Raw genomic sequence first — 17,746 nt, 5'->3', positions numbered from 1 at the left:
AGGATAATATAAGGGAGTATGTTCTTTTTTCAGGCAATATCTTATTGGACGGAAAGAATAGGGTGAGCTTAGTGAATAAAATCAAGATCATGATTGTCGACGACTCGCGCGTCAGCCAGGCGATGCTTGAGGGCATCCTCAAGAAGGCGGGCTTCGAGGTCTGCGCCATAGCGAGCAACGCTGCCGAGGCCGTTGAGAAATACAAGGAGACGCGTCCGGCCGCTGTGACGATGGACATGAACCTGCCCGATGCCAACGGCATTGAGACGAGCCGCCGCATCCTCGCCTTTGATCCTGACGCCACGATTGTCATGATCAGTGCGATGAAGGATGCGAGCCTCATGACGCAGGGGCGCGAGGTGGGCATCCACGCTTTCCTGCAGAAGCCTGTGAAGCCCAATGAGATCGTCGATATGCTGATCATCCTGTGCCAGAAGAAGGGGAGCGCCGTCACGATGCTGCGCGACTCTTATGTGGCGACGTTTGCGCAAGGGCTTCAGCGCAGTCTGTTCAGTCTTCTTGGCATGGAGAGCGAGATCGAGGTTTCCGTCGATGAAAGCCCCTATTTGGCGATCAAGGGCATCGCGGTCATCATTGGACTCACGGGTTCGCCCGTGGGACGCGCCGTCGTCCACATGGATACTGATACCATGCGCCGCTTTGCTCTGCGCATGCTCGCGATGGATGAGCATGACGACATCGAGGAGGACGAGATCAACGATTCGGTCGAGGAGGCGGCGAACATCATCGTCGGCCGCGGCGTATCGAAGGTCAATGATATCTTCCGCGACAAGGAAATGCGCCTGACTCCGCCGGGGACGATCAGCGGCGCGAACATCCGCATTGCCAATCCGAAGCTCACCTCGTTCGAGGTCGTCGCGAAGACGGAGATCGGAAACATCTGCTTGAATCTTGGATTTGCGGAGGGGGAATAAAGAAAGATGGATGCAAAACTTGTCAACCCTTTTATTGACGCCTTCACCGCTGTCATGCCGCAGATCGGCTTCCCTGAGCCGAAGCGTGCCAAGGTCACGGTAAAGCAGAAGAACGCCGTGAGTCTCGGCGTTTCTGTCATCGTCGGCTTCACGAAGCAGATTCGCGGCAACGTCGTTTACAACATGACGGAGGATACGGCGAAATTCATCGCCTCCACGATGATGATGGGCATGCCCGTCGAGAACTTCGATGAGATGGCGCAGAGTGCGATTTCCGAGCTCAGCAACATGCTGACGGCGAACACGGCGACGCATATCGCAGGACTCGGCTTGGAGGTCGATATCTCCACGCCGTCGCTTTCCATCGGTGAGGACTTCCAGATCAAGATCAGCAGTGATGGCTACCTTGCCGTCGATATGGATCTCGGCGGTCATATCGTCGAGCTTGATATTTCTGTTGCGACGACTTGACGCCTGCCTTGCGTGAAAAAGGCAGCATTTTCATCCGGTGCCGCAGTTTCCCTCACGGGAGGGGATTGCGGCATCTGTTTTTTAGAGATAATGGTTCGCAGTGCGGGACGGAATGTGTTATAATGGGAAGGACTTTTTAAAGGGTGTACTGGACATAGCCTTGGTGCGCCATGATTTTGCATGACGCTTTGCGTCATGCGTGCGAGGAGCAATGAAATGACGAGAAATGATTTGTGCTGGTGCGGCAGCGGCAAGAAGTACAAGAAATGCCACATGGATTTCGATGAGCGTATTCGCTCGATGAAATTCGACATCTATCGCGGGCAGGTGCGTCCGCCGCACAGCATCATCAAGAATGCGGCGGACATCGAGGGCATTAGAAAGAGCGGCGTCGTCAACGATGGGGCGCTCGACCTCATGGGCGAGATGGTGCAGCCGGGCATCGATACGGCGACGCTCGACAAGGCGGCGCATGACTATATCATCGATCACGGCGGCATTCCCGCGTGCCTGAACTTCGAGGGCTTCCCCAAGAGCGTCTGCATCTCGATCAACGACGTCGTCTGCCACGGCATACCGTCGAAGAAAACGATCTTGAAGGAAGGCGACATCGTGAACGTTGACATCACGACGATCTTGGACGGCTACTATGCCGACGCGTCGCGCATGTACATCGTCGGCGGCAGGACGACGCCGGAAGCGGCGCGTCTCGTCGAGGTGGCGAAGGAGTGCATGAACCTCGGCATTGAGGCGGCCAGGCCGTGGCACTTCCTCGGCGATATCGGTGCGGCGTGTGACGCGCACGCGCGCGCCAACGGCTGCTCCGTCGTGACGCAGCTCGGCGGACACGGCGTGGGCAAGGACTTCCACGAAGAGCCTTTCGTGCCGCATGTGGGCGAGGTCGACACGGGCATGCTGCTCGTGCCGGGCATGGTGCTGACGGTCGAGCCGATGATCAACGCAGGCAAGTACAAGGTGACGGTCGACAAGAAGGATGGCTGGACGGTGCGCACGAAGGACGGCTCGCTCTCGGCGCAGTGGGAAAAGACGATTCTCATCACGGAGACGGGAACGGAGGTACTTTCGAGTTGAATTTTTCAGAACTTCACTGCCCGGAAGTGTTGGTCGACGCTCTCGCGCGTCAGGGTATACGCGAGGCTACTCCCGTGCAGGAGCAGGCGATTCCTGCCGTGCGTTCGGGACGCGACGCCATCGTGCAGGCGCAGACGGGCACGGGCAAGACGCTCGCCTTCCTGCTGCCCTTGCTTGAGCGCATCAAGGGAAATGTCCAGGTAGCGCAGGCTCTCGTCGTCAGCCCGACGCGTGAGCTGGCCATGCAGACGGCGCGCATCGCCAGGACGCTTGCGGATGCGGTCGGCATACGAACGGCGCTCGTTTACGGCGGGCAGGACATTGAGCGGCAGAAGGACAAACTCCGACAGAAGCCGCAGCTCATCATCACGACGCCCGGCAGGCTTCTCGATCACCTGCGCCGCCACTCGGTCGAACTCTCGCAGGTCAACAAGATCGTCCTCGATGAGGCCGACGAACTCATGCGCCTCGGCTTTGTCGAGGATGTGGAAACGATGCTCGAAGCGCTGGCGGGCGACCATCAGCTCATGCTCTTTTCGGCGACGATGCCTGAGCGCATACGGGCGCTCACGCGCCGCTACATGAAGGAGCCGCGCGAGATTACGGTGCAGCCCGAGTGCGTGACGCTCGCGAATATTGAGCAGATCATTGTCGACACGCGCGAGGAGACGAAGCTCGACAAGCTCTGTGAACTGTTGAACAAATACCAGCCGTACCTTGCGATGGTCTTCTGCCATACGAAGCAGAAGGTCGCGCATGTGACGCTGGAACTCGCGGGGCGCGGCTATCTCGTCGACGAGCTGCACGGTGACCTCACGCAGACGCAGCGCAACCTCGTCATGCGCCGTTTCCGCGAGGCGAAGCTGCAGATCCTCGTCGTCACCGACATCGCGGCGCGCGGACTAGACATCGAGGGCGTCACGCACGTATTCAATTATGATCTGCCGCAGGATACGGAGTGGTATATTCACCGCATCGGCAGGACGGGGCGTGCGGGAGCAAAGGGGCTTGCCGTCACCTTCGTCAATGCGCATCAGTACGATCAGCTGCGCCGCATTGAGGCGGGCATCAAGGCTCGCCTCACCAAGGAAAAGTCGGAGAGAAGCGGCGGCAAGAACGTGCGACGGAAGACGGCGGCGAAAGCGGCAGCGGTGAAGCAGGAGAACGCAGACAAAGAGCGTACAGCGCCCGCGAAGAGCGCACCGCCGCCCAAGCGCGGCAAGGCGGCGCAGCGTGCACGCCGCGTCGCCAAGAAGCGCGTGGGACGCCCTGCGGCACGCTCCAAGAGCGGTACGAAGACGAACGCCGGCAGGAGTTCGCATCTCGGCAAGCGGTAGTTTTATTGGAACATGCGAAAGAGCGATGGCTGGCGATGCCGTTGCTCTTTTCTTTCGCGTGGGAACTTTCTTTCGCCTTCTCCTCGTTTGCGGCAGGAAATTCGCTTTTTTGACAGAATAAAGGAAGTATGTTCAATATGAAGCAATAAAATTTATGCGCGAAATGGAAGAGGGGGCTTTTTCATGATCGGAATCAAGAATGTCATTGCCATTATCTGTGGCGGCGGGCCAGCGCCCGGCATCAACAGCGTTATTTCCGCCGTGACCATCGAGGCTGACCGCCATGGCTGGGACGTACTCGGCATCTACGATGGTTTTTCGCGCCTCGCGCGCGGCGAGAAGAAGTATGTGCGCCTCGACATGGAGCGCGTGAACCGCATCCATCTGACAGGCGGCTGCATCCTGCAGATGTCGCGCTACAATCCGACGAAGAAGGAATCCGACCTGCGCACAGTTGTCGATACTTTGACGGAACTTGGCGTTACGCACGTCGTGACGATCGGTGGCGATGACACGGCGTACAGCGCTATGGCGGTGTCGAATTACGCGCGTCAGATCGGCAAGACGATCAACGTCGTCCATGTGCCAAAGACCATCGACAACGACCTGCCGCTGCCCGAGGGCATCCCGACGTTCGGTTTCGAGACGGCGCGCGCTTTCGGCACGGAGGAGATTGAAAACCTCATGGAGGACGCACGTACGAGCAACAATCGCTGGTACTTCACGATCGCTATGGGACGCACTGCGGGACACTTGGCGCTCGGTATGGGGCGCTCGGCAGGCGCGGCTCTGACGATCATTCCCGAGGAGTTCGCGGCGGAGTCGATTCCCTTGCAGCAAGTCGTCGACATCATCACGGGGTCGATTGTCAAGCGCTACTTGACGGGGCACAACTACGGCGTCGCCGTCATCGCCGAGGGTGTCATCGAGAAGATCGCGCAGGAGGACTTCCAAAAGCTTGGCAATCTCGTACTCGACGAACATGGCCACATTCGCTACGCGGAACTGGACTTCGGCGAAATCCTGAAGCAGGCGGTACTCGCCGAAGTCAAGAAGATCGGCATCAAGATCGCCATCGTGGACAAGGAAATCGGCTACGAGCTTCGCTGTGCCACGCCGATCGCCTACGACATCGACTATGCACGCTCCTTGGGCTACGAGGCCGTGCAGTTTCTCATGCGCGGCGAGACGGGGGCGCTCATCACTCTGCAGGACAACCAGGCGAAGCCGCTCTTCTTCGACGAGATCAAGGATCCTGAGACGGGCAAGACGAAGGTGCGCAAGGTCAATATCGAGTCTGTCCACTACAAAATTGCGCGTGGTTTCATGATGCGCATGGAAAAGGAGGATCTCGACGATCCCGGCCTCGCCAATGCCTATCATATGGAAAAGGACGAGTTCAAGGAGAGGTACGCCTATCTTTTTGAGTGATTGAGATGAGGTTTTGATGAAAAAGTCGCCGATGCCGCATGTTTCGGCGACTTTTTCCTTTTGCGCCCTTTACAAAGCTCTTCCACTATAGTATAATTGTTTCTTGTCAGCCGATGGTTTACGGTGTGACAAAACATCGCGGGATGGAGCAGTTGGTAGCTCGTCGGGCTCATAACCCGAAGGTCAGAGGTTCAAGTCCTCTTCCCGCAACCAACGCGAGATGCGGCGCAAGCCGTCTTGATATATGGGTAGGTGCCCGAGTGGTTAAAGGGAACAGACTGTAAATCTGTCATCTTCGGATTACGATGGTTCGAATCCATCCCTGCCCACCATTTTTATTTTTATCGCGGGATGGAGCAGTTGGTAGCTCGTCGGGCTCATAACCCGAAGGTCAGAGGTTCAAGTCCTCTTCCCGCAACCAATGCAAGTTTACCGATGGGTTGATGACTCATCAGAGAAAGTGAATAGAGTCGGCGAAAGGCTCGACCTGCTTCTTTGCAAGCAGGTCGAGCCTTTTATCGTGGTATCGTGGGCACGGTGCGCCGCTCTCGCCAGTCGATCGGTTTGCGCCTTTCGTCGGACTTTTGAGGGTTCAGCAAAAAGCTTCTGCTTAGGATTGAAAGCCTTGGCGGTCTTGTGGTACAATAGGAGCGGATTGGTTTTTTGAGAAGGGAGGACGGGCCGAGATTTTTTCTTTTCCTTCATGGAAGGAGGCGCGCGTCCAGTGGCGGCGGGAGGTTTTGGGCGGCGTGCTGACGGCGCTCGCTCTTCTGGCGACATTTGCCGTCGTGCCCGCACTTTGGGCGAGGGCGGGTGCGCCTTTTGTCGGAGCTTATGCGGCGACGCTTCTCGCTGCGTGTTTGGCGACGCTTGTTGCGGGGCTTTTTGCGCGTCAGCCGATTGTCGTCGCGCCTGCGCTCGGCATCAACGTCTGGCTCGTCTACGGCGTCATTTATCCGCTCGGCGTCGCGTGGCAGGAGGCTCTTGCCGCATGCTTTATAGCCGCGCTCCTCGTCCTTCTGACGGTGACTACACCGCTTCGCCGCATCTTTTTCGCGTCGATGCCGCGTGCGATCGCGGAGGCGGCACGCGGCGGCGTGGGCTTGCTCGTCGTCTTTACGGGGCTTCAGATGGGCAAGCTCGTCGTCGGTTCGCCGCTGACGGTGACGATGCTCGGCAGCCTTTCTGAGCCGGCGGCATTTGTCGCGCTCGCAGGCCTTGCGGCATCGCTCGCCTTTTGGGCGATGGGCGTTCGCGCGGCGGCGTTCTGGGGCGTTCTTTCGGCTGTGCTGCTCGCGCTCTTCGAAGGCTTCCTCGTTTTGCCCGAGGCGCCGTTCCTGCTGCCAGAGGGACTTGATCGGACGGCGTTTGCACTTGATTTTGCGCATCTTGCAGAGCTTTCGGGCGTCGTTCTGGCGCTGTGGCTTTTCCTCTTCTTCGATACGTGCGGCACATTCGCCGCACTCGGAGAGGTGGAAGAGGCGCATGGACTTGCCGAAAGGCGCACGCTCCTCGCGCTTGCCGCAGGAAATGCCGTCGCAGCGCTCCTCGGCGCTGGCCCCGTCGCCTTGGCGAAGGAGTCCGTGGCGGCGCGTGCCATCGGCGCGCGCACGCCGCTCGCTGCCTGTGCGGCGGCAGCCGTTCTGCTTCTCGCGCTGTTCCTGGAGCCTGTGGCGGCGGCCGTTCTCGACTTTTCGGCGATTCTCGCGCCGCTCCTCATCTTTTCCGGCTGTTTGCTCCTCAAGGGGCTGCGGCTCGACTGGCAGCAGACGTCGGAACATGTCGCGTTCTTCGCCGTGCTTCTCGTGACGCCATTGTCCTGCAGTCTTGTTGCAGGATTGGGCGCAGGGATGATCGTCTATGTTTTTTTGGAGGTCTTTTCGGGACGAGGGAAGAAGATTCATCCGGTACTGTTCTTTTTCGCGGGGGCTTTCTCGCTTTATTTCGCGTACTATACGCCGTGATTTCTAGGAGGAATTGCATTGGGTTTCAAGGGGTCTTTTCAGGGTAAGGCAGTTTTGACGGCGCTCGTGCTCGGCACATTTGCTTTTTCGCTTCCATCGGCGGCAGACGCCAGACGCCTGCATGATCCGCAGGTGGAAACGAAAGTGGAAATGCATCAGGGCATCGAGCAGGGCAGGACGAAGGAGACGAAGGTTCAGGCAGCGCACGCGCAGCAGCCGCTTTCCGAGCGCATCAAGGACATCTTGAATCCTCCTGCGCCCGAAAAGAAGCCAGTGGAAAAAATGCCGGGCGTTCTCGTGACGGCGCCGCGCACAGCGGACGCCATCTTGGGCGCAGCGATGGCGACGGAAAAGCAGTGCGTCGATTATCTGCTGATGAACAACCCGCATCCGGACATCTCCGTTTCGCCGGAAGCGCTCGTTTCGTATTATTATAAGGAAGGCGCACGCGAAGGTGTGCGGCCCGATGTGGCGTTTGCGCAGGCGCTGAAGGAAACGGGCTTCTTCCGCTACGGCGGCACGGTCACGCCCGATCAGAACAATTACTGCGGTCTCGGCACGACGAGCGCGACGGTCAAGGGCGCGTACTTTTCTACGTCGGAGCTGGGCGTGCGCGCGCATATTCAGCACCTTCTGGCCTATGCGTCGACGCGCCGCCCCGCCTTGCCCATCGTCGATCCGCGCTACGACCTAGTGCGCTCGACGTACGGCGCTCGCACGCTCGGCACATGGACGGATCTCAATGGACGTTGGGCGGTGCCCGGACATACGTACGGTCAGAGCATCATGCAGCTTTTCCGCGACATCCTGCGCCAGTGAATATATATTTCACGGGCATGGAACGCGCGGCTCTTTTGCAGAAGAAGAAAACAGTATAGGGAAGGTTGAGGATCGGATCTTATGATTAGTACAAGCGGGCTGACGCTGCAGTTTGGCAAGCGCGTTTTGTTCAAGGATGTAAGCATCAAGTTCACGCCGGGCAACTGCTATGGCATCATCGGCGCGAACGGCGCGGGCAAGTCGACGTTTTTGCGCGTCCTTGCGGGCGACATCGAGCCGTCGAAAGGCTCGGTCGACATCACGCCAGGCGAGCGCCTTGCCGTGCTCAAGCAGGATCACTACGCCTTCGATGAGGTCGAGGTTTTGCGCACGGTCATGCTCGGTCACGAGCGTCTCGTCGCCATCATGGATGAGAAGGATGCGCTCTATCAGAAGGAGGACTTCTCCGATGCCGACGGCATGAGAGCCTCGGAGCTTGAAGCGGAGTTCGCCGACATGAACGGATGGGATGCAGAGCCTGAGGCGGAGCGCCTCTTAAACGGCCTCGGCATCGAGCCTTCGAAGCATCACAAGAAGATGGCAGATCTTACGGACAAGGAGAAGGTGCGCGTGCTCTTGGCGCAGGCGCTTTTCGGCAGTCCCGATGTGCTGCTCCTCGATGAGCCGACAAACCATCTCGACATCGAGTCGATCAACTGGCTCGAAGCCTTCCTCGATGACTTCCCGAACACGGTCATCGTCGTCTCGCATGACCGCCATTTCCTCAATGAGGTCTGCACCTATATCGCTGACGTGGACTTCGGATCGATTCAGCTCTATGCGGGCAACTATGATTTCTGGCTCAAGTCGAGCCAGCTCGCCCTGCAGATGGCGAAAGATGCGAACAAGAAGAAAGAGGAGAAGATCAAGGAACTGCAGACCTTCATCCAACGCTTCAGCGCCAACGCCTCGAAGTCGAAGCAGGCGACCTCGCGCAAGAAGCTGCTCGAAAAGATCACGCTCGATGACATCAAGCCATCCTCGCGCCGCTATCCCTACATCGCCTTCACGCCCGACCGCGAGGCGGGCGACCAGCTATTGCAGGTCAGCGGCCTGACGAAGACGATCGACGGCGAGAAGGTGCTGAATAACGTGAGCTTCACGCTCAAAAAGGGGGACAAGGTCGCCTTCGTCGGCCCGAATTCCGTGGGCAAGACGGCGCTCTTCGAGATCCTCATGGGCAATATGGAGGCGGATGCAGGCACGTTCAAATGGGGCGTGACGACGACGCAGGCGTACTTGCCGAAGGACAACAACGAATTTTTCGATGACGTCGACCTGAACCTCGTCGACTGGCTGCGCCAGTATTCGCGCGACCCGGACGAGTCGTTTGTGCGCGGCTTTCTGGGACGCATGCTCTTTTCGGGCGAGGAGAGTCAGAAGAAGGCGAAGGTCATCTCGGGCGGCGAGCGCGTGCGCTGCATGTTGTCGCGCATGATGCTTTCGGGCGCGAACGTGCTGCTTCTCGACGAGCCGACGAACCACCTCGACTTGGAGTCCATCACGGCATTGAACGACGGACTGATCGCCTTTTCGGGCACGGTACTTTTCGTTTCGCACGACCACGAGTTTATTCAGACGATCGCAAATCGCATCATCGACATCACGCCTGAGGGTGTTGTCGACCGCGTGACGACATACGATGAATTCCTGGAAAACGAGACGGTGCGCCAGCAGCTCGAAGAAAAGTACGGCAAGAAGAGCTAAGGCAAGGCTTTTGCCGTCCGGCATGGCGATGGGTGCTCTTCCGAGGGGGGATACGATGTTCGCAAAGGCTTTTCGCGAAGCGTGGCGCAAGGAGGATCAAGGCTCGGCGACGCGTCTGCGCGAGATGGTTGAAGTCCTGCGCGCGCGCGACATCGTGCATGGCATAACGCCCGAGAAGCTGCGGCTGATCTTGGAAGATCTCGGACCGACTTTCGTGAAACTCGGGCAGATCATGAGCATGCGTCCGGATTTTCTGCCGCAGGAATACTGTGATGAACTTATGAAACTGCAGACGGAGGCGAACCCCCTGCCGTTTTCCGTCATAGAGAAGGTCATCGAGCAGGAGTATCAGCGTCGCTGGACGCGCATCTTTCGCTCGATTGATGAAGAAGCGCTGGGTTCAGCTTCGATTGCGCAGGTGCACTGCGCGGTGCTCCTGGACGGTGAGAAGGTCGTCATCAAGGTGCAGCGACCAGGCGTGCACGACATCATGAGCAAGGACATCGTGCTCTTGAAGCGCGCGGCGGGCATCTTGAAGATCCTTGGCCCTGCGCAGGACGTCGTGGATTTCAGCATGGTGCTCGATGAGCTTTGGGCGATTGCCAAACAGGAGATGGATTTCGTCATGGAGGCGAACCACATCGAGGAGTTCCGCCATGCGAACCAGGATGCCGACTTCGTAAGCTGTCCCAAGGTCTATCGCCATTTGACGACGCAGCATGTGCTCGTCATGGAGTACGTCGACGGCATACAGATTGACGATGTGGCGGGACTCAAGGCGGCGGGCATCGACGTGCGGCGCATCGGCGAGCGGCTCGGTGAGAATTACGTCAAGCAGATCGTCGAGGATGGCTACTTCCACGCCGACCCGCATCCGGGGAACATCTGGGTGCGCGGCGGTAAGATCGTCTGGCTCGACCTCGGCATGATGGGGCGTCTGTCGAACAAGGATCGCGCGGCAATCCGCAAGGCGATCTTCGCTCTGGCGCAGCATGACGTCTTCGAGATGAAGGCGGCGGTGCTCTCACTCGGCGTGCCGCAGGAGCGCATCGACCATGCGAGGCTCTATCAGGACATCGACGCGCTCATCGCGCAGTACGGAGATCTCGATTTCCGTTCGCTGAAGATGGGCATACTCTCGCGTCAGATCATGAACGTTCTGCGCTCTCATCACATTGCGATTGCGCCGGGCATCAGCATGTTCTGCCGCGGCGTCATGACGATCGAGGGCGTCATGCGCCTCGTATGCCCTGAGGTCAGCTTCGTTGAGATTCTGGCGCGCAGTATGGAACTGAGCTTTGCGAAGGGATTCAACTGGCGCGAGGAAGCCGGCAAGGCGAAGCGTGAGGGCTACATCCTCTTGCGCAAATCCTTGCAGCTGCCCGAGCAGATCTCGGACATTCTGAAGATGACGCTGAGCGGGCAGACGAAGGTCAATCTTGAGCTTACGGGCGCCGATGAGCCGCTCGCGAGGCTCAACAAGATGATCAATAAACTCATCATCGCCCTCCTGAGTGCGGCGCTTCTCCTTGGCTCAAGCACGATCTGCACGACGCAGATGACACCGAAGATCATGGAGATACCGTTTCTGGGCGTCTTGGGCTATCTGGCGGCGATCGTGCTCTCGACGCGGCTCCTGTGGAGCATATTGCGCGGTCATTGACGAGGCTGCCGTTGATTGGGGAAATGCGCGAAATGCGCGTTTCCTTTGGGGCTTTAATGCTAGGAAGAGTAGGATAGGAGGGATTCCCATGCGTGGGATCAGGGGTGCGATCACGGTAGAAAAGGATACGAAGGCTGAGATATTTCAAGCGGTGAAACTCATGGTCATGGGTATGTGCCGTACGAACAAGATTGATCCTTCAGACATCGGAGCGGCGATTTTTTCCGCGACGCCCGATCTCAAGTCGGCATTTCCGGCTGCGGGTGCGAGATTCTTGAAAGGGTTCGATGCAGTGCCGCTTTTTGACACGCTGGAGCCGGAGATCGAAAATTCTTTGCCGCGCTGCATACGGGCGCTCTTGCTCGTTGATACGGACAAGCCGCAGAGTGAGATTCGCCACATCTACCTGGGCGGCGCCATTTCGCTGCGCCCGGATCTTCAAGTGGAGGAGTAGTGCGTACTATGTGCCAATGTGGTATATGACGAAGGGAGCGATTCGATCATGAAAAAAGAAATCATCACGGAAAATGCGCCGAAAGCGATCGGCCCGTACTCGCAGGGAGTTCGCACGTCGGGCGGCTTCATCTTCGCTTCGGGGCAGATTCCGCTCGACCCACAGACGGGCGAACTCGTCGCGGGCGGCATTGCCGAGCAGACCGAGCGCGTGCTGGAAAACCTCAAGGCCGTTCTCGAAGCCGCTGAATGCTCTCTGGAAGATGTTGTTAAGACAACAGTCTATCTGAAGGACATCGAGGACTTCGCGGCGATGAACACGGTGTACGCGAAGTATTTCAAAGTTTGCCCGCCTGCACGCGTCTGCGTCGAGGTGGCGCGACTGCCGAAGGACGCGCTCATTGAGATCGACTGCGTCGCTTCGGAAGGGCAGAATTATTCCTATTGATGCGTCGCTGCAATAAAACAAGCCGTTGAATCTTTCGATTCAGCGGCTTGTTTTATGATATATCAGTTCGGATCCTTGTGCACAGATCAGATGGCACGCTCGACTTTGCCCGAGCGCAGGCAGCGCGTGCAGACGTTGACGTGCTTCGTCTCGCCGTTCACAATCGCGCGTACACGCTGGATATTCGGCTTCCACTTGCGCTTCGTCTTCAAATGCGAATGGCTGACATTCATGCCGGACATCTCGCCCTTTGCACAGATTTCGCAAACACTTGCCATGGGGTACACCTCCTTCGCGGCGCAGTTAAGGAATCCCTGATAAATTCAGCACCGCCATCTTGACGTATCTTTTCCGCCCTCTCTGCGTCGACAAATCCTCCGCATAGCACCACTATGCGTCCGGTTCGTCTCCTTGATCGAACGAAAAATCTGCGCCAATCTGACGGACTTCATTTTATCAGTGCTTCCTAATCTTGCGCCATAGACAACAAAAGTATTTTAGCACAAAGTGCAGGGAAGCGCAAGCTGTTCTTGCAGATCCACGGATAATTCGGCGCGAGCAGTTTTCATTTCAGCAGCGCTTCCTTGAGCTTTCGATAGGCTCTTGTATAGTAGGCGCCGTTCTGCGCCTCGCGGTGGTCGAAACCGTAGGCGCGGCGGCTGACGGCGAGGATGGGGGGCGCTTGGATGCGCTTGGCGACGGCGAGACCGGAAAATAGGTTCCACCAGCGTTCAAGGTCGGCGACGAAGTCCTTGGGGGTCTGGAAATATTTCTTCACGAGGCCTTTTTCGCAGCCGATTTGCTGCTCAAGCGTGCCTTTGACGTACCAATCGAGGATGTCTTCGGGCGTCGCCTTTTCCCAGCGCTCGACGAAGGCGCGGAACAGATAGTCGTGGTACGGATAGAGCAGCGGATCGCCCTTGCCCTCGTCGACGTTCTGCGCATCGGACAGTTCGGCGCTCGGCACGATGTCGATCGTCGCCTGCGGCACAACTTCGTGCTTGAAGATATGCTCGTTCATGTAGCGTGCAAGATCGTAGACCTGATGCTTCCAAAGGTCGGCGAGGGCGGCGAGGAAGCCCGCCTGGTCGCCGTAGAGCGTCGAGTAGCCGACGGTCGTCTCCGCCTTGTTTGCGTTGCACGAGAAGCCGCCGCCGAAGGCTGCGGCGAGGGCGGCGAGGATGCGCGAGCTGCGGTCACGCGCCTGGATGTTCTCGGCGAGGAAGGAGGAGACGGCAAGCGTCTTCTTTTCTCCTGTCTTCAGAAGCTCGATGGGCGTCGCGGCAATCTGCTTCATCGTGTGCTGTACGGACTCTTCGATGGGGAAGACGGCGTAATAGCAGCCGAGGTTTTCGGCGAGCGCGTGTGCGAGATCCTTCGTCGTCTCGGAGTTGAAGCGGCTCGGCATGTTGATGAGCAGGACGTTTTCTGCGCCGAGGACGCTCGTATAGAGCGCGGCGGCGACGGCGGAGTCGATGCCGCCCGAGGCGCCGACGACGACCTTCTTCATGCGGATGCTGTCAAGAAAATTTTTGACGCCGTAGGAAAGCGCTTCGTAAATCTGGGCGATTTCGGTCTTTTTTTCGGGCGTGAGGGCAGGGAGCGAGGCGATTTCTTCGACATCGACATAGTGCAGCCCTTCCTCGTAGGATGGAGCGGCGGCGACGCATAAACCTTCCGCGCTGTAAACGGCGCTCGCACCGTCGAAGGTGTAGACAGTCTTGCCGTTGTTCTGCAAGCCGACGTTGTTGATGTAGATGAGCGGCGCCCCTGCCGCCTTGGCTGCGGCAGAGAAGAGGCGCTGGCGCTTCTCGTTCTTCCCGAGCGTATAGGGGGAGGAGGAAATGTTGACGTAGAAGTCCAGATCCTCGTATTCTTCGAGAAGTTTCATCGGTGCCGTCTCGTAATTGTCGCTCCAGCCGTCTTCACACAATAGGCAGCCGATCTTCCAGCGTCTGCCGTGAATCTTCAGCGAGACGGGAGAAATCAGGCTCTTGGGTGTCGTGCCCAGCTCGCGTGCGAGCTTCTGCAGGCTGAAGAAGTGGCGTGTGTCGTCGAACTCCCGATAGTTCGGCAGGAGCGTCTTGATGACGAAGGGGTAGGGCATTGCCTCGGGATGGCAAAGCTTTCCTTCGCTGGCGACGAAGCAGGCGTTGTACTTGCGCGGCCGACCGTCATTGTTTTTCTTCGTCCAATCGACGGCGACGCTGCCGAAGATGACGGCGATGCCGTGCGAGGCGGCGATGATGTCGGCGGCGCAAGATTCGCAGTCGCGCAGGAAGGCGTCCTGCTCCCAGGTATCGCCGAGCAGATAGCCGGGAATCGCCATCTCGGGGAAGATGACGATGTCGGCATGATTCGCTTTCGCTTCTTCCATCTGGCGCAGTATGTTCGCGGTATTGGCGTCAGGCCGTCCGGGCTGTATTTCCATCTGTGCGGACGCGATTTTCAGCAAGGGGAAGCACCTCTTTCCAAGTTGGGACTTTGCATCAGGCGTTGGCTTCGATTTTCTCAACGATGAGACGCTGCACCCAGGGCGGCGGCAGACGGCGGCCGGCATTCCACTCCTGTACCGTACGATAGGGAGCGCCCAGAAGCTCGGCCAGCATCTTGATGTTCAGACCTGCCTGTTTGCGTGCATATTTGATGGGATTGTTTTCGCGCTCGATGATCTCCCGATAAGCGTCGGTGTCAGCAGCGACGAGGCTCACGAAGCCTTTTTCGCCAGCAGACAAAGTGTCGAGGGGGGCAGGCAGGGGGATGACGGCGTGCTCGTCTTCCATATCGCACAAGATCAGGGCGAGTGCATCGGCGGCGTTCTCCAAAGCCTCAGGCTGATTTTCACCAGCGGTGAAGCAGTTCTCAATATCGGGAAAGGTCACGTCATAGACCTGTTCCTCCTCATCCCAGCGAAAGATTGCAGGAAAAGCGTATTTGCTCATGTTTCAAGCCTCCTGTCGAAAAAAAGTGTGTCGAAGCGTATCCTCATCACGGCTGCTGGATTCCAGCTTGTTTCAAAATTTTCTGCACCGTTCCAGTCGGAATTTCCCTTTTGTGCCGCCAAACGACGAATACGCGCCCCGTGATCGGACTATAATATTTATCGTGCCTGCCGCCATGTTCGACCATCGTGCAAGCATGATTTTTGAGGATTCTCAAAAGCTCAGATGTTTTCATGATCGACTCCTTTGATAAGTTCATCATATACCTTTTGTGTTTCAACGTCAACAATGATACACATAGAAGGTGTATTTTCTCCCGCTGATGCGCTTCTTTTGCTTCGGCCATAGGAGTTCTCGTGAACCTATGGTATAATAGAATCTGCATCCGAAGCAGCTTTTTGCTTGAGATTGCGGATGCAGAAACGGTGAGCGATATGAAGGGGCAGAAGAAGACGAATGCGGCGCGGATTCTCGACGGGCTGTCGATTTCGTACGAGCTGCGGGAGTTTCCCGTCGACTTGGACGACCTCAGCGCCGTCCATGCGGCCGAGATGCTCCATATGCCTGTGGAGCAGGTATTCAAGACGCTCGTCGCCCGCACGGACAAGGCGGGCGTCGTCATGGCGTGCATTCCGGGCGCGGCGGAGCTTGACCTCAAGGCTCTCGCTAAGGCCGCCGCGAGCAAGAAGGCGGAGATGGTGCATCTCAAGGAAGTGCTTGCGCTCACGGGTTATCAGCGCGGCGGCTGCTCGCCGCTCGGTGCGAAGAAAGAGTATCCTGTGTTCCTCGACGCTTCGGCGAAAGCTTGGGACAAGATTGCCGTCAGCGCGGGCAGGCGCGGCGAACAGATCGTGCTCGCGCCCGCCGATTTGGAGCGTGCCGTCCATGCGACGACGGCGCAGCTGACGCGCTGAGAGAAGCGGCACAGTCGATGGAGAGAGATGAATGGAGTGAAGGAATTGAAATACAGCAGTACAAGGGGAAAGGCGGCAAGCGTCGCCTCGGCAGAGGCAATCATCCAGGGGTTGGCGGCGGACGGAGGGCTTTTCGTGCCCGAGGAGATGCCCAAGGCTGATCCGGATTTTATTGCAGGGATGCGGCAGCTTTCCTATGAGGAGCGCGCGGCACGCATTCTGGGACTCTTCCTTACAGATTACACGTCAGAGGAGCTTGCAGGCTGCATTGCACGCGCTTACGGGGGCGGCAAGTTTGACGACGTGCGCATCGCGCCCGTGCACGCGCTCAAGGAGTTCCCCGTATTGGAGCTCTGGCACGGGCCGACGAGTGCGTTCAAGGACATGGCACTGCAGCTCTTGCCACAGCTTTTGCAGACAGCGCTCAAGAAGACGGGTGAGGACGCTGAGATTCTGATTCTCGTCGCTACGTCGGGCGACACGGGCAAGGCGGCGCTCGAAGGTTTTGCCGATGTCAATCAGATCAAGATCCTCGTGTTCTATCCGACGGGCGGCGTGTCGAAGATCCAGAACCTGCAGATGTGCACACAGAAGGGCACAAATGTCCGTGTCGTCGCGGTCAAGGGGAATTTTGACGATGCGCAGAACGGCGTCAAGGAGATTTTCAGCGACAAGGCCTTTGGAGAGAAGCTTGCCGCTGGGAACGTCAAGCTGTCTTCGGCAAATTCGATCAACTGGGGCAGGCTCGTGCCGCAGATCGTCTACTACTTCAGCGCCTATGCCGACCTCTTGGAAAAGGGGATGATTGCAGCGGGCGAAGCCATCGACTTCTGCGTGCCGACGGGCAATTTCGGCGATATTCTCGCGGGCTATTATGCCAAGCGCATGGGGCTTCCCATCGCGAAACTGATCTGTGCGTCGAACAGCAACAACGTGCTGACGGATTTCCTGCAGACGGGCGTTTATGACAAGAAGCGCGATTTTTACAAGACGATCTCGCCGTCCATGGACATCCTGGTTTCGAGCAATCTTGAGCGTTTGCTCTATCATGAGACGCAGGATGCGACGCTGGTCAGGGGCTGGATGGAGGAGCTTGCCGCAAAGGGCAGGTACGAGGTCGGTGAGACCGTGCTGCAGAATCTTAAAGAGACGTTTTGGGCTGGCTGGGTCGACGATGCGGCGACGAAGGAGACGATTCGCGGGGTCTACGAGAAGGAGCATTATGTGCTCGACACGCATTCGGCTGTCGCGTATCGCGTGGCACAGGCATATAAGAAGGAGACGGGAAGCAAGCGCCCGCTCGTCGTCGTCTCGACGGCAAGCCCGTACAAGTTCAACGAAAGCGTCTTGGACGCGCTCGGGGAAGAGCGTGCGGGACTCGACGAATTCGCGCAGCTCGACAAGCTCGCCTCCTTGAACGAAAGCCCGATTCCGCAGGGATTGGCGTCGCTGAAAACGGCTGAAATCCTGCATCGCGCAGTGTGCGAGAAGACGGAAATGCGTATGGCAGCGGAAGACTTTGCGATGAAATAAGACTTTTCAAGTGGAATCTCAAGGGGAATTTCATAAA

The 17,746-nt window shown here is 57.9% G+C and carries 17 protein-coding genes, 3 tRNA genes and 1 pseudogene; 16 read left to right on the top strand and 5 right to left on the bottom strand.

Annotation, left to right across the window (positions count from 1 at the left end; all coding sequences use genetic code 11):
• Nucleotides 1-71: 71 nt before the first annotated feature.
• The 14 genes from OL236_RS06585 (at nt 72) to OL236_RS06520 (ending at nt 12,320) form a co-directional block, all read left to right on the top strand.
• Complete coding sequence (locus tag OL236_RS06585) at nt 72-935, top strand: response regulator (protein WP_265070027.1); 864 nt, start codon at nt 72-74, stop codon at nt 933-935.
• 6 nt (nt 936-941) lie between these two features.
• On the top strand, nt 942-1,406 hold the full coding sequence (locus OL236_RS06580; RefSeq protein ID WP_006192820.1) for a chemotaxis protein CheX: 465 nt from the start codon (nt 942-944) through the stop codon (nt 1,404-1,406).
• A gap of 216 nt (nt 1,407-1,622) precedes the next feature.
• Complete coding sequence (gene map, locus OL236_RS06575; protein WP_009646816.1) at nt 1,623-2,498, top strand: type I methionyl aminopeptidase; 876 nt, start codon at nt 1,623-1,625, stop codon at nt 2,496-2,498.
• Entirely contained in the window at nt 2,495-3,835 is a 1,341-nt protein-coding gene (locus OL236_RS06570; protein ID WP_265070026.1) for a DEAD/DEAH box helicase, read from the top strand. The genes map and OL236_RS06570 overlap by 4 nt, the downstream gene beginning before the upstream one ends.
• A gap of 183 nt (nt 3,836-4,018) precedes the next feature.
• Nucleotides 4,019-5,266 (top strand): diphosphate--fructose-6-phosphate 1-phosphotransferase, encoded by a 1,248-nt coding sequence (gene pfp / locus OL236_RS06565; RefSeq protein WP_009646823.1) that lies wholly within the window; start codon nt 4,019-4,021, stop codon nt 5,264-5,266.
• A gap of 137 nt (nt 5,267-5,403) precedes the next feature.
• A tRNA-Met gene (locus OL236_RS06560) sits at nt 5,404-5,479 on the top strand.
• A 33-nt stretch (nt 5,480-5,512) separates the two neighbouring features.
• Nucleotides 5,513-5,598: transfer RNA gene (locus tag OL236_RS06555), tRNA-Tyr, on the top strand.
• Nucleotides 5,599-5,611: 13 nt separating this feature from the next.
• Nucleotides 5,612-5,687 (top strand) — tRNA-Met (locus OL236_RS06550).
• A gap of 328 nt (nt 5,688-6,015) precedes the next feature.
• Entirely contained in the window at nt 6,016-7,230 is a 1,215-nt protein-coding gene (locus OL236_RS06545) for an NCS2 family permease (RefSeq protein WP_265071797.1), read from the top strand.
• A gap of 18 nt (nt 7,231-7,248) precedes the next feature.
• A complete protein-coding gene (locus tag OL236_RS06540; RefSeq protein WP_265070025.1) occupies nt 7,249-8,049 on the top strand; it encodes a glucosaminidase domain-containing protein in 801 nt (266 codons plus the stop codon).
• 81 nt (nt 8,050-8,130) lie between these two features.
• Nucleotides 8,131-9,756, top strand: coding sequence for an ABC-F family ATP-binding cassette domain-containing protein (locus tag OL236_RS06535; protein WP_265070024.1), 1,626 nt, complete (start codon nt 8,131-8,133; stop codon nt 9,754-9,756).
• A 55-nt stretch (nt 9,757-9,811) separates the two neighbouring features.
• Nucleotides 9,812-11,419: an ABC1 kinase family protein gene (locus OL236_RS06530; protein WP_265070023.1), complete on the top strand. Its 1,608-nt coding sequence runs from the start codon at nt 9,812-9,814 to the stop codon at nt 11,417-11,419.
• Between the two features lie 88 nt (nt 11,420-11,507).
• Entirely contained in the window at nt 11,508-11,873 is a 366-nt protein-coding gene (gene aroH, locus OL236_RS06525) for a chorismate mutase (protein ID WP_264918750.1), read from the top strand.
• 48 nt (nt 11,874-11,921) lie between these two features.
• Nucleotides 11,922-12,320 carry a RidA family protein gene (locus tag OL236_RS06520; RefSeq protein WP_006192485.1) on the top strand — a complete coding sequence of 133 codons (399 nt, stop codon included), beginning with the start codon at nt 11,922-11,924 and terminating at the stop codon, nt 12,318-12,320.
• A gap of 86 nt (nt 12,321-12,406) precedes the next feature.
• On the opposite strand, the gene rpmB is transcribed toward OL236_RS06520, so the two are convergent.
• From rpmB to OL236_RS06495, 5 genes and pseudogenes are all read right to left on the bottom strand, one after another.
• Nucleotides 12,407-12,598 carry a 50S ribosomal protein L28 gene (gene rpmB, locus OL236_RS06515; RefSeq protein ID WP_006192484.1) on the bottom strand — a complete coding sequence of 64 codons (192 nt, stop codon included), beginning with the start codon at nt 12,596-12,598 and terminating at the stop codon, nt 12,407-12,409.
• Nucleotides 12,599-12,623: 25 nt separating this feature from the next.
• A pseudogene (locus OL236_RS06510) lies at nt 12,624-12,772 on the bottom strand (secretion protein HlyD).
• A 113-nt stretch (nt 12,773-12,885) separates the two neighbouring features.
• Nucleotides 12,886-14,775, bottom strand: a complete 1,890-nt coding sequence (gene nadE, locus OL236_RS06505) for an NAD(+) synthase (RefSeq protein ID WP_265070022.1) — start codon at nt 14,773-14,775, stop codon at nt 12,886-12,888.
• Between the two features lie 34 nt (nt 14,776-14,809).
• Complete coding sequence (locus tag OL236_RS06500; RefSeq protein ID WP_009646853.1) at nt 14,810-15,262, bottom strand: type II toxin-antitoxin system HicB family antitoxin; 453 nt, start codon at nt 15,260-15,262, stop codon at nt 14,810-14,812.
• A 46-nt stretch (nt 15,263-15,308) separates the two neighbouring features.
• Nucleotides 15,309-15,497 (bottom strand): type II toxin-antitoxin system HicA family toxin, encoded by a 189-nt coding sequence (locus OL236_RS06495; protein WP_013740702.1) that lies wholly within the window; start codon nt 15,495-15,497, stop codon nt 15,309-15,311.
• 121 nt (nt 15,498-15,618) lie between these two features.
• On the opposite strand from OL236_RS06495, the gene ybaK reads away from it, so the two are divergent.
• Entirely contained in the window at nt 15,619-16,176 is a 558-nt protein-coding gene (ybaK, locus tag OL236_RS06490; RefSeq protein ID WP_265070021.1) for a Cys-tRNA(Pro) deacylase, read from the top strand.
• Between the two features lie 27 nt (nt 16,177-16,203).
• Entirely contained in the window at nt 16,204-17,709 is a 1,506-nt protein-coding gene (gene thrC / locus OL236_RS06485; RefSeq protein WP_265070020.1) for a threonine synthase, read from the top strand.
• Nucleotides 17,710-17,746: the final 37 nt, after the last annotated feature.

It is taken from the genome of Selenomonas sputigena (genome assembly GCF_026015965.1).
In the GTDB taxonomy this organism is placed as follows: domain Bacteria; phylum Bacillota; class Negativicutes; order Selenomonadales; family Selenomonadaceae; genus Selenomonas.
Note: the sequence above shows the minus strand (reverse complement) of the source record. Positions and strands in the feature narration are given on the sequence as shown.